10 protein-coding genes are annotated in these 12335 nt (G+C 52.1%); 2 read left to right on the forward strand and 8 right to left on the reverse strand.

Annotation, left to right across the window (positions count from 1 at the left end; all coding sequences use genetic code 11):
* Positions 1-34 precede the first annotated feature (34 nt).
* Entirely contained in the window at positions 35-418 is a 384-nt protein-coding gene (gene bssR / locus WHR59_RS15895; protein ID WP_006685335.1) for a biofilm formation regulator BssR, read from the reverse strand.
* A gap of 220 nt (positions 419-638) precedes the next feature.
* On the opposite strand from bssR, the gene WHR59_RS15900 reads away from it, so the two are divergent.
* Complete coding sequence (locus WHR59_RS15900) at positions 639-1565, forward strand: LysR family transcriptional regulator (RefSeq protein WP_047412423.1); 927 nt, start codon at positions 639-641, stop codon at positions 1563-1565.
* Between the two features lie 31 nt (positions 1566-1596).
* On the opposite strand, the gene glgP is transcribed toward WHR59_RS15900, so the two are convergent.
* Both glgP and WHR59_RS15910 read right to left on the reverse strand, forming a co-directional pair.
* On the reverse strand, positions 1597-4047 hold the full coding sequence (gene glgP / locus WHR59_RS15905; RefSeq protein WP_338843289.1) for a glycogen phosphorylase: 2451 nt from the start codon (positions 4045-4047) through the stop codon (positions 1597-1599).
* Between the two features lie 52 nt (positions 4048-4099).
* Positions 4100-4285 carry a glycine cleavage system protein T gene (locus WHR59_RS15910; protein WP_226791845.1) on the reverse strand — a complete coding sequence of 62 codons (186 nt, stop codon included), beginning with the start codon at positions 4283-4285 and terminating at the stop codon, positions 4100-4102.
* A gap of 231 nt (positions 4286-4516) precedes the next feature.
* Between WHR59_RS15910 and rimO the strand changes: the two genes are divergently transcribed.
* Positions 4517-5824 (forward strand): 30S ribosomal protein S12 methylthiotransferase RimO, encoded by a 1308-nt coding sequence (gene rimO, locus WHR59_RS15915; protein ID WP_003831616.1) that lies wholly within the window; start codon positions 4517-4519, stop codon positions 5822-5824.
* Positions 5825-5917: 93 nt separating this feature from the next.
* Here the strand turns inward: rimO and gsiD are convergent, their stop codons facing one another.
* Genes gsiD through iaaA form a run of 5 tightly spaced genes read right to left on the reverse strand, consistent with a single transcriptional unit; the run spans position 5918 to position 12189 of the window.
* Positions 5918-6829, reverse strand: a complete 912-nt coding sequence (gene gsiD, locus WHR59_RS15920) for a glutathione ABC transporter permease GsiD (protein ID WP_043015712.1) — start codon at positions 6827-6829, stop codon at positions 5918-5920.
* A 2-nt stretch (positions 6830-6831) separates the two neighbouring features.
* Positions 6832-7752 (reverse strand): glutathione ABC transporter permease GsiC, encoded by a 921-nt coding sequence (gsiC, locus tag WHR59_RS15925; RefSeq protein ID WP_032942797.1) that lies wholly within the window; start codon positions 7750-7752, stop codon positions 6832-6834.
* Between the two features lie 46 nt (positions 7753-7798).
* Positions 7799-9337 (reverse strand): glutathione ABC transporter substrate-binding protein GsiB, encoded by a 1539-nt coding sequence (gene gsiB, locus WHR59_RS15930; RefSeq protein ID WP_043015711.1) that lies wholly within the window; start codon positions 9335-9337, stop codon positions 7799-7801.
* Positions 9338-9365: 28 nt separating this feature from the next.
* A complete protein-coding gene (gene gsiA, locus WHR59_RS15935) occupies positions 9366-11237 on the reverse strand; it encodes a glutathione ABC transporter ATP-binding protein GsiA (protein ID WP_220771714.1) in 1872 nt (623 codons plus the stop codon).
* A complete protein-coding gene (gene iaaA, locus WHR59_RS15940; protein WP_080625514.1) occupies positions 11224-12189 on the reverse strand; it encodes a beta-aspartyl-peptidase in 966 nt (321 codons plus the stop codon). The genes gsiA and iaaA overlap by 14 nt, the downstream gene beginning before the upstream one ends.
* Positions 12190-12335: the final 146 nt, after the last annotated feature.

Here is a 12335-nt window from a genome sequence, read left to right on the forward strand (position 1 = left end):
TCTTAACGAAAAGGGGGAGCGCCCTCCCCCTGATTCAGACGTGTTCCAGCGTTGGATAAGATTGCAAACACTGGATACTCAGCGTCAGCGTTGTCAGGCAGTTTTCCAGTTTCTCTGCGTTAACGGCGATGAAGGTTGGACAATCGTGATGTCCACTCATAAGACAAACAGCGGCGGCGGCTAACGCCCCTTCAGCACGATGAAGGGCATTCCACTCTTCCTGATCAAGATGCATACCGTGAAGCTGTGATTGTTCGTGCAATTCGCGATTCAGCACAAAAAAATTATCACGCAGACGATCGCTCTCGCTAACTGACATGTAGCCTTTCGCTTTTCTCAACAGCAGATAAGCGGCAAGTTCGATACGGGCGTTTATCAATTTGTTGAGAAGATCGGTTCTCAGTCTGTCAACAACCATACTTTGTTCCTCCTCTTTCCAACCATGGTGCAACTTAATAGTATGGTTGTTTTTTGAACAAATAGATGTCCTACATCAACAAAGCTCAATTGATTAACATAATTTACAATGTTACAACTCCAGACGGTGTGCTCAGCGAAAATGGTCAGTGTCTGACTGGCCTGACATTTTTTGCTATACCTGATGTGATTACTGCCGTGGCGCTGATTATGAGGGGTGTATGTCGAAAGCAAATGATGCAGAGAAAATTCGCACGCTATCAAAAATTGATCTCAATCTACTGACGATTTTCTGCTTGATCTATAGCGTCGGCAGCATTTCCAGGGTCGCGGACATGTTGAACATTTCGCCCTCTGCCGTCAGCCAGTCCCTGAGAAAACTGCGAGAAATGATGGGGGATAATCTGTTCGTCCGCAGCGGAAATGCGCTGTTACCGACGGTCTACTCTGATGAGCTTTATGATAATACAATCCCAATTATCGACAAACTGTCGTCGCTGATGCCGCTTTCCACGCCTGCCGCCAAAAAAAGGCTAACGCTCTACACGGAATCTTTTATTTCCCCTATCGTCATTCCCGAAGTTACCGCCAGGATAATCGATACCGACGCCGATATCAGTCTCCTGCACCTCACCGCCGACCTGAATGAACAGAGCATTATTGAGTTATTGAATATGCGCCAGGCAGATGCCGTTTTTTCAACTTTTTCCGTTGAGTCAGCAAGCCTTTCATGCCAGAAAATATGCGATATGCGGCTGGTACTGGCGGCATCAAAAAATAACGCTTTATACGGCAGCACCATTAGTGAAGCGCAATTCAGAAACGCGAACCTGGTGGGTTATAATACCAAGAATGAAAAAATCATTTACCATCGCAGCATTGTGGATAAAAAATTCAGAACCGGGGAGCGCTGCCTGCTTACCTCATCATTTACGGCGATACTGACGATTGTCTCCAATACCCATTGTATAGGGGTGATCCCGGAAAAGGTATTTGCAACACATGCTCATCTGTATGGGCTGAAAAAAATAAACACGCCGTTTCCCCTGCCGCAATTTAGTGTGTTTGCTTCATCGCGCAAAGACAGCAATACCCATAAGATCCTCTCCCCCATTCTCGCCGATTTGCAAACTGCCTCCCTGTTATAAAATCCAGGGAGGCCCAGCGTTAGGGAAATTGCTATACGCGAATTTTAGCTATGCGCCAGATATGGTCGGCATATTCCTGCACCGTTCTGTCCGATGAGAAATACCCCATGTTGGCAATATTATGCATCGTCTTTGTCGTCCACTCGCGAGGAGTTCGATACAACTCATCCACCGCATCCTGGCAGTTCACATAGCTGCGGTAATCCGCCAACACCTGGTAGGTGTCACCAAAGTTGATCAATGAATCCAGCACGTCTCTGTAACGTCCAGGCTCCTGCGGGCTGAACATACCTGTACCGATTTGCGTCAGCGCCTGGTGCAGTTCTTCATCACTTTCAAAGATCCGTCGCGGGTCATAGCCATCACATCGTAAGGCTTCAACCTGATTAGCCGTGTTACCAAAGATGAAGATATTATCTTCCCCAACATATTCGCGCATTTCAATATTCGCACCGTCGAGCGTGCCAATGGTCAACGCGCCATTCATACCAAATTTCATATTGCTGGTCCCGGAGGCTTCCGTCCCAGCCAGGGAAATTTGTTCTGACAGATCGGCTGCCGGAATAATTAGCTGAGCAAGACTAACGCTGTAATCCGGAATAAAGACTACCTTCAGTTTGCCGCCTGTTTGCGGGTCATTATTAACTAGCTGCGCCACATCGTTGATTAAGCGAATAATTTGCTTCGCCATATAGTAAGACGAGGCGGCTTTTCCGGCAAAAATATTGACACGTGGAACCCAATTGGCATCCGGCGCGGCTTTAATCCGGTTATAGCGCGTGATCACGTGAAGCACATTCATAAGCTGCCGCTTGTATTCGTGAATACGTTTCACCTGCACATCAAACAGCGCATTTGGATCCACCACCACGCCGTAATGGCTGGCAATATGTTGCGCCAGTCGCTGCTTATTTTCATGCTTCGCCCGGCGTACCGCCTCATTCACCGTCGGATAGTCTATATACTGCTTCAACTCGCCTAATTGCATTAATTGGGTCCGCCAGCTTTCACCAATATTATCATCCAGTACATTGGCTAGCGCAGGGTTTGCCAGCACCAACCAACGCCGCGCCGTAACACCGTTGGTTACGTTGGTGAAACGCAAAGGAAAGATACGCGCAAAGTCAGCAAACAGGGAGTCGGTCATCAGCTTTGAATGCAACGCCGACACGCCATTTACCTTATGACTGACAACCACCGCCAGCCAGGCCATGCGCACCACGCGCCCATTAGATTCATCAATCAGCGATACGCGCTGCAACAGTTCGCTGTCATCGCGATAGCGCTCCTGTAACGTCTTCAGGAAGCGATCGTTTATCTCAAAAATAATCTGCAAATGACGCGGCAAAATTCGACTTAACATTTCTACCGGCCAGGTTTCCAGCGCCTCACTCATCAATGTATGGTTGGTATAAGAAAAAATCTGACAGGTCACGTCAAACGCGTTATCCCAACTAAACTGGTGATGATCAATCAGCAAACGCATCAGCTCAGGGATCGCCAGCACTGGATGCGTATCATTGAGGTGAATCGCGATTTTATCGCACAGATTATCGTATGTGCGGTGCAACTGATAATGACGGCTCAGGATGTCCTGAATCGTAGCCGATGCCAGGAAATAGGCCTGGCGTAAACGCAGCTCACGTCCTGCATCGGTCGAATCATCCGGGTACAGTACTCGCGAGATCCGATCAAAGTGGTATTTGTTTTCCACTTCCGTAGCAAAGTCTTCCTGCTGATTTAGTTTGCCTGCATTAACCTCACTATTTACCTGAACGTTCCACAACCGTAATGTGTTGGTGGTATCCGTCGCATAGCCGGGAATAATTTGGTCATGGGCCACCGCCAGAATATCTTCAGTTTCAAGCCAGCGGGTTTTATTCCCTTCTTGTTGCAGTCGCCCACCAAAACGCACTTTATAATGTGTATTATGACGTTTGAATTCCCACGGATTACCGTATTCTAACCAATAGTCCAGCGACTCTTTTTGTACGCCGTTGACGATATTTTGTTTAAACATACCGTAGTTATAGCGAATGCCGTATCCACATCCCGGCAGGCCAAGCGTTGCCAGAGAATCAAGGAAACAAGCCGCCAGACGACCAAGACCGCCATTCCCAAGTCCGGGATCGTTTTCTTCGTCAATCAACTCTTCCAGTTCAAGTCCCATTGCCTCCAGCGCGCTTCTGATTTCATCGTAAATACCTAACGACAGCAGCGCATTCGACAGCGTACGGCCAATTAAAAACTCCATCGACAGATAATAAACCTGGCGTGCATCCTGAGAGAATTGAGCCCGATTAGAACGGTGCCAACGCTCGACCATTCGATCGCGAACCGCATATAACGTCGCGTTAAGCCACTCCCGCTTCGTCGCGATGGCGGGATCTTTGCCAATAGTAAATAAGAGCTTATTAGCAATATCGTCTCTCAGTTTATCAACATCAGAGTCCGTCGCAAGCGGCAGTGGCGAAATATACATATTAACGTTACCTTTCAAATTTTGCAGGATGGGTAATAGACAGATGAATTATTTAAACTCTGGGTTTGCGAGCGTCAGTTTTTTGTCGAATAATTTCATGACTGGCGATAAACGTTAATTCTGCCATTAATACGCGCCAACTTAAGCCCGTGGCAAGTGAGATATAATATAAACTCACACCATTAGCATAAAGAGTTTTCGCCATTTCAAGTTTCGACTGCAAAACAATATCTTTCAAATTTAACCTCATTAATAACGCTCGACGAGATAAAATTTACGATAATTAATTTCTACAGCCAAGAAGTGGCACTTAAAGCCGAAATTAGACTCGCTAAACACCTTCCGCTAACCGATCCACTATTTCTGGGTATTGGTCCTTATTCTCCCGGCCTTATGCTGATCAGATATAGATGTACCGTGAAGGCATCTGTATAATCGCCCGATTACGAGCAATGTACAGTATAAGAAAATGGCAAAAATTGGTTTTATATCACTAGGTTGTCCGAAAAACCTCGTCGATTCTGAGCGCATCCTGACCGAACTTCGTACCGAAGGCTATGATGTTGTGCCAAGCTACGACGACGCGGATATGGTTATCGTTAACACCTGCGGTTTTATCGACAGCGCGGTTCAGGAGTCTCTGGAAGCAATCGGCGAAGCGCTGAACGAAAACGGCAAGGTGATCGTCACCGGCTGTCTGGGCGCGAAAGTCGATCAGATCCGTGAAGTTCACCCAAAGGTGCTGGAAATCACCGGGCCGCACAGCTACGAACAGGTTCTGGAGCACGTTCACCACTATGTGCCAAAACCTAAGCACAACCCGTTCCAGAGTCTGGTTCCTGAGCAGGGGGTCAAGCTGACTCCGCGCCATTATGCCTATCTGAAAATTTCTGAAGGCTGCAACCACCGCTGCACGTTCTGCATTATTCCGTCGATGCGTGGCGATCTGGTGAGCCGCCCGATTGGCGACGTCCTCAGCGAAGCCAAACGTCTGGTGGATGCAGGCGTAAAAGAGATCCTGGTCATTTCTCAGGATACCTCCGCCTACGGCGTGGATGTGAAGCATCGCACCGGTTTCCATAACGGCGAGCCGGTCAAAACCAGCATGGTTGATCTGTGCGAGCAGTTATCAAAACTGGGGATCTGGACGCGTTTGCATTACGTCTATCCCTACCCGCACGTTGATGACGTGATCCCACTGATGGCGGAAGGGAAAATTCTGCCGTATCTGGACATCCCGCTGCAGCATGCCAGCCCGCGTATTCTTAAACTGATGAAACGCCCAGGTTCCGTGGACAGACAGCTGGCGCGCATCAAGCAGTGGCGTGAAATCTGCCCTGAACTGACGCTGCGCTCCACCTTCATTGTCGGTTTCCCGGGTGAAACGGAAGAAGACTTCCAGATGCTGCTCGACTTCCTGAAGGAAGCACGTCTGGATCGCGTGGGCTGCTTTAAATACAGCCCGGTAGAAGGCGCTGGCGCCAATGATCTTCCGGACCAAATCCCGGAAGAGGTGAAAGAAGAACGCTGGAACCGCTTTATGCAGTTGCAACAGCAGATCTCTGCTGAACGCTTGCAGGAGAAAGTGGGCCGCGAAATTCTGGTTATCGTTGATGAAGTTGACGAAGAAGGCGCGATTGGTCGCAGTATGGCTGACGCCCCGGAAATCGACGGCGCGGTATACCTGAATGGCGAAACTAAGGTGAAACCTGGCGATATCATCCGCGTGAAAGTCGAAAACGCAGATGAATACGATCTGTGGGGCACCCGCGTTTAAATAAGCGTAAGCCAACTGCAGACCGGATTAGGCGTTTCGCCGCATCCGGTAAGGCCTGATGACGATGCTAATGCGTCTTATCAGGCCTGTGATTTACCCTTTAATTTTCGGGTCCAGCGCGTCGCGCAGACCATCTCCCAGCAGGTTAAACGCCAGCACTGTCAGGAATATCGCCACTGCGGGGAAAATCGCCACGTGCGGCGCGATCACCATATCAGCGCGTGCTTCATTGAGCATGGCCCCCCACTCCGGGGTCGGCGGCTGCGCGCCCAATCCCAGAAATGACAAGCTCGCGGCAGAGATAATCGACGTGCCAATTCGCATGGTAAAAAAGACCACGATCGATGAAACCGTACCCGGCAGGATATGGTTAAAAATGATGGTCGCATCGCTGGCGCCAATACTGCGCGCAGACTCAATAAAGGTCTGCTGCTTCAGCACCAGCGTATTTCCGCGCACCAGGCGTGCGAAGGCAGGAATGGAGAAAACGGCCACGGCAATGATCACGTTCGCAATGCCGCTGCCCAACACGGCGACGACGGCTATCGCCAGCAAAATCCCCGGAAAAGCGAACAGCACGTCGCAGATACGCATAATCAGTCTGTCCCACCAGCCTTCATAGTATCCTGCCAGCAGACCCAACACCGTGCCAATCGCCGCACCAATAAACACGGCAAAGACCCCTGCCGCCAGCGAGATTTGCGCGCCAACCAGCACGCGGCTAAAGATATCCCGTCCCAGTGAGTCAACCCCAAACCAGTGCAGCATCGACGGTCCGTCATTCAGACGGTCATAATCGAAGTAGTTCTCGGCATCAAATGGCGTCAGCCAGCGCGCAAAAATCGCCACCGCTATCAGCAACAGGACAAACAGTCCCGCAAACATCGCCATGCGCTGACGGCGGAAACGACGCCAGAATTCATGCCACGGCGTGCGGATCTGCTCAGGCTTAACAAGGGGCATCGCATTTAAAATCGCCTGTCGGCGCCAGTTAAAAAATCGCATCCTTACTTGTACCTGATAGCCGGATTAATGGCGGCGTAGAGCACATCCACCACTAAGTTAATAAGAATAAACTCCAGAGAAAACAACAGCACCTCGGCTTGAATCACCGGGTAGTCGCGCATTTCAACTGAGTCCACCAACAGCCGCCCAAGCCCTGGCCAGTTGAATACCTTCTCAACCACAATAGATCCGCCGAGCAAAAAGCCAAACTGTAGCCCCATCATGGTGACCACCGGGATCATCGCATTACGCAGACCATGTTTTAACACCACCCAGGTTTCACTCACTCCTTTAGCCCGCGCGGTCCGCATATAATCTTCACTGAGCACATCGACAAACGACGCGCGGGTAAACCGGGCCAGCACCGCAGCCACCGCCGCGCCCAGCGTAATAGACGGGAGGATATAGTGCAGCCAGGTGTCAGCACCAACGGTGGGTAACCAACCGAGCTCAACGGAGAATATCTGCATGAGCAGCATGCCAAGCGCAAATGCCGGGAACGAGATCCCGGTGACCGCCAGCGTCATACTCAATCTGTCCGGCCAGCGATTGCGCCATACCGCGGCAATAATCCCTGCCGTCATGCCAAATAACACCGCCCACGCCATACTGGCAATAGTCAGCCATAGCGATGGCATAAAACGACTGGCTATCTCTTCTGAAACAGGGCGACGAGAAACCATCGAGGTCCCAAAATCGCCTTGCAATACATTGGTCATGTAATGCCAGAACTGAACATGCAGCGGCTGGTCCAGACCCAGTTGCTTGCGCACCAGTTCAATCACCTCGGCGTCAGCTTCCGGTCCGGCAATCAGCCGGGCCGGATCGCCGGGTAGCAGGTGAACAAATAAAAACACCAGCACCGCAACAATCAACAGAGTTGGAATCAACCCCAGCAGGCGCTTGAAAACATAGTTAAGCATCACACTCCCTTCGTCGGCCCCTGGGCTGCGGGGCCGAATGAATAGCTTATTTTAAATCCGCATCATCAAAGCTAAATCCGGTATCCGGCATAATCCAGAACCCGGTCAACCTGGTGCTGTGCGCCGAAATCAGTTTTTCCACTACCAGCGGGATCCACGGCGACTCTTTCCAGATAGTATCCTGCGCATCCTTGTACAGCTTCGCTTTCTGCGCAGGATCGTTGGTTTGCAACGCTGCCGCTAAATCACTGTCCACCTGCTTGTTGCTGTAGAACGCCGTATTAAACAGAGTCGGCGGCCAGTTTTGTGATGCAAACAGCGGTGACAACGCCCAGTCAGCTTCACCTGTAGACGCAGACCAGCCGGTGTAGAACATCCGTACTCCGCTCTCTTTCTGCGCTTTTCCTTCAACTTCCGCGGCGCGTTGTCCGGCATCCATCGCTGTTACCTGAGCCTTAATACCCACCTGCGCCAGCTGCTGCTGGGTAAATTGCAGCACTTTCTGCGCCGTACTGTGGTTATGCGAAGACCATAACGTGGTGGTAAAACCGTTCGGATAACCAGCTTCTTTCAGCAGTTCCCGCGCTTTCGCCGGGTCGTATGGCCATGGCGTATAGCTTTGCGCATAGGCAATCGATGGCGGGAGAACACCGGTGGCAGGCGTCGCGTACCCGGCAAAAGCGACTTTAACCAGCGCCTGACGGTTGATGGCATAATTCAGCGCCTCACGTACCTTCGGGTTATCGAACGGTTTTTGCGTGACGTTCATGCTGATATAACGCTGCATGATAGACGGACTGGCCACCAGTTCCAGGTTTTTGTTCTTCGCCAGTAACGCCGCCTGCTCGTAAGGGATCGGGAAAGCAAACTGCGCTTCCCCGGTCTGCAGCATGGCCGCACGCGTGTTGTTGTCGGTCACTGGACGCCATGTAATCGTATCCAGCTTTGGCAGCCCTTGCTGCCAGTAGCCCACGAACTTCTTAACCTTCACAAAATCCGTCTGATTCCAGGTATCAAGCTGGTACGGCCCGGTCCCCACTGGGTGGAAACCTATCTCCTTACCGTATTTCTCCAGCGCGGCGGGAGAAATCATCGCCGTTGCCGGATGCGCCAGAATATTGATAAAGGCAGAGAACGGCTGTTTGAGCGTAATCTTCACCGTCGACGGATCGACGACTTCGGTTTTATCGATATTCTTATACAGATTGTAACGTTTCAGATGGTTTTCCGGATTACTGGCCCGGTCGAGGTTAGCTTTAACCGCATCGGCGTTGAAGTCAGTGCCATCCTGAAACTTCACGCCCTGACGCAGCTTAAGGGTGTAAGTCAGGCCATCATCAGAAACCGTATAGCTCTCCGCCAGCACGTTTTTCAGCTTCATCTCTTTATCAAGGCCAAACAGCCCCTGATAAAACGACTTCGCTACCGCCTGCGACAGCGTGTCGTTCGCGTCGTAGGGGTCGAGCGTGGTGAAATTAGATCCTACCGCCACCACCACATCCTTGGCGGCCCAGCCAGGTGTTGCGGCCAGCGCAGAGGCCACACCCACAGCAACCAGCCATTTTCGAGCAACAATTTTTGTCATGTTATTCTCCTTAAACCCTGCCTGCCTGTTATAAACGCGAAAGCGCATTTTCTGGTTGCCCACGCGCGACATAATGCCCCGGGCCAACTAACTGTAGTGAAACGGGGGGAATCTCTTCGCCGCGTTTGCGGATATTACTGGGGATATCATCCGACAACAGCACGCGCTGGGGCCGGTGATGCGATGGATCGGCAACCGGGACCGCCGCCATCAGTTTGCGGGTGTATGGGTGCTGCGGATTTTCAAACACCGCGCGCCGGGAGCCGATCTCGACAATCTGCCCAAGGTACATTACCGCCACACGGTGACTGATCCGCTCCACCACCGCCATATCGTGGGAAATAAACAGGTATGCAATCCCCAGCTCACGCTGGAGGTCGAGCAACAGGTTGATAATTTGCCCGCGAATCGAGACATCCAGCGCCGAAACGGATTCATCGGCAATGATCACCTTGGGATTGAGCGCCAGCGCCCGGGCAATGCAGATACGCTGACGCTGACCACCGGAAAACTCGTGCGGATAGCGCCAGGCATGCTCAGGGAGCAATCCTACGCGCTCCAGCAGCCAGGCAACTCGTTTTGCCGCCGCATCCCCTTGCAGTAATCCATGCACGCGCAACGGCTCTAAAATGGAATATCCTACGGTCTGACGCGGATCGAGCGAAGCATAGGGGTCCTGGAAGATAAACTGAATATCCCGACGCAGCGGCTGTAGCTTACTGGCGGCCAGGGTATCGATACGCTGGCCGTTGAAGATGATTTCTCCACGCTGAGACTCTACCAGACGCAGTAGCGCCCGCCCGGTGGTGGATTTCCCGCAACCCGACTCCCCCACCAGCGAGAGCGTTTCTCCTGGCCACAGGTCGAAGCTGACGTTTTCAACCGCATGCACCTCGCGAGTCACCCGATTAAGAATGCCGCTGCGCAAAGGAAAACGCGTTACCAGATTACGTACCTGCAGAATAGGCTCGCCTTCAACCACGGTGTCCTGCTCGGTCTGCGGTTCTACATGACTGGGATCGTGTAATGATATAAGTGGGAAACGGCGCGGATACTCTTGTCCACACATCGCGCCAAGCTGCGGCACCGCGGCCAACAGCGCTTTGGTATAGGGGTGCTGGGGAGAATGAAAAATCTGCTCAACGCTGCCGGTTTCTACCGCCTCACCCTGATACATCACCAGCACGCGATCGGCAATATCCGCCACGACGCCCATATCGTGAGTAATAAAAATCACGCCCATCGACATATCCTGCTGCAACACTTTTATCAGTTGCAGGATCTGCGCCTGGATAGTGACATCCAGCGCGGTGGTCGGCTCATCGGCAATTAAAACCGCAGGGCGACAAGACAGCGCCATGGCGATCATCACCCGCTGACGCATGCCGCCGGAAAGCTGGTGCGGATAACGCGATAAAATCGCCTTCGCCTCAGGGATACGGACCTGATCGAGCATCCGTTTAGCTTCCACCATCGCCTCTTCGTGACTGGCCCCCTGATGCAAACGGATTGACTCGGCAATCTGCTCACCCACGGTGAATACCGGATTGAGCGATGTCATCGGCTCCTGGAAGATCATGGCGATATCCGCGCCGCGTACGTGACGCATCTGCGACGCGCTCTGCTCACCCAGCTCAATAACCTGTCGGTTACGGCGTCGTAGCAGCATTTCATCGCAACTCACCTCGCCGCCTGCCTGTTCAATCAGACGCATCAGCGACAAGGCTGTTACCGATTTTCCTGAACCGGATTCGCCCACGATCGCCAGCGTTTCGCCACGCTTCAGGCGAAATGACAGATTGCGCACCGCACTGACGCGCTGCTGCTCCTGTTCAAAGGCAATATTCAGATTGTTGACTGCCAGCACGTCGCTGGCGTCAAGCTCATCACTGTGTGGCAACGGTATCTCCTTTTTCCCGATAAATACCGGTGGTTGGCGTATCGCCTGCGTATCCCCAGGCGCGGTACATGCCTTCGCTGTTAAATGGCAGGGCGACGTTGCCCTCGTGGTCGATGGCAATTAAACCGCCGCTGCCGCCGAGCGCCGGTAATTTTTCCATTACTACGCGTTCACACGCCTCCGATAAACTCAGGCCGCCGTAGTCCATCAACGCCGCAATATCATAGGCCGCCAGCGCACGAATAAAGACTTCCCCAGTTCCGGTGCAGGAGACAGCCACACTTGCATTATTGGCATAACAGCCTGCGCCGACCAGTGGACTGTCCCCCACCCGACCGGGTAATTTGTTGGTCATTCCGCCGGTCGATGTTGCCGCCGCCAGATTGCCATACATATCCAGCGCGACCGCCCCCACGGTACCCATTTTGGTGTTTTCATCCAGTGGGCTCGCGCTATGATCCAGTAGCGTTTCACCTGCCGCTTGCGCCGCCAGCAGTTGAGCATAGCGTTCTGGCGTCGAGAAAATATCCGCCGATACGTGCTCCATACCGTGCGCAATGGCAAATTTTTCAGCCCCTTCACCGATCATCATGACGTGCGGGCTGTGTTCCATCACCAGGCGCGCCGCGAGAATCGGATTTCTCAGATGACTGACCCCGGCGACGGCTCCCGCATTCAGCGTATTACCGTCCATCACGCAGGCGTCCAGTTCATGGGTTTCATCACGGGTATATACCGCGCCAATTCCGGCATTAAACAACGGACACTCTTCCAGCAAGCGCACGGCTTCGGTCACTACATCCAGTGCGTTACGACCGTCCTCAAGCATCCGCTGGCCGGTTTCAACGATATCCGACAGCGCCTGTATATAACGCAACTCTTGCTCCTGGCTCAGTTGCGAACGGGTGATAGCCCCTGCGCCGCCGTGAATTGCAATGACTGCTTTACCCATTTTTTTCGTCCATCAGGTGGCAGATACCGGGGTTATAAATATCAGAATTTCTGTGACTTATTGATTCGATTTTTGAATATAGAAAGATGCAGACGTCATGTAAAGGTAAAGGCCAGCACCTAAGACTGAGGTGGCATACTGTCCGC

Origin of the sequence: Citrobacter europaeus (genome assembly GCF_037482245.1) — a bacterium.
GTDB classification, from domain to species: Bacteria; Pseudomonadota; Gammaproteobacteria; order Enterobacterales; family Enterobacteriaceae; genus Citrobacter; species Citrobacter europaeus.

What these genes read in the sequence shown, in the direction of transcription:
- bssR (WP_006685335.1), bottom strand. Translation starts at nt 418, where the DNA reads ATGGTTGTTGACAGACTGAGAACCGATCTTCTCAACAAATTGATAAAC.
- WHR59_RS15900 (WP_047412423.1), top strand. Translation starts at nt 639, where the DNA reads ATGTCGAAAGCAAATGATGCAGAGAAAATTCGCACGCTATCAAAAATT.
- glgP (WP_338843289.1), bottom strand. Translation starts at nt 4,047, where the DNA reads ATGTATATTTCGCCACTGCCGCTTGCGACGGACTCTGATGTTGATAAA.
- rimO (WP_003831616.1), top strand. Translation starts at nt 4,517, where the DNA reads ATGGCAAAAATTGGTTTTATATCACTAGGTTGTCCGAAAAACCTCGTC.
- gsiD (WP_043015712.1), bottom strand. Translation starts at nt 6,829, where the DNA reads ATGCGATTTTTTAACTGGCGCCGACAGGCGATTTTAAATGCGATGCCC.
- gsiC (WP_032942797.1), bottom strand. Translation starts at nt 7,752, where the DNA reads ATGCTTAACTATGTTTTCAAGCGCCTGCTGGGGTTGATTCCAACTCTG.
- gsiB (WP_043015711.1), bottom strand. Translation starts at nt 9,337, where the DNA reads ATGACAAAAATTGTTGCTCGAAAATGGCTGGTTGCTGTGGGTGTGGCC.
- iaaA (WP_080625514.1), bottom strand. Translation starts at nt 12,189, where the DNA reads ATGGGTAAAGCAGTCATTGCAATTCACGGCGGCGCAGGGGCTATCACC.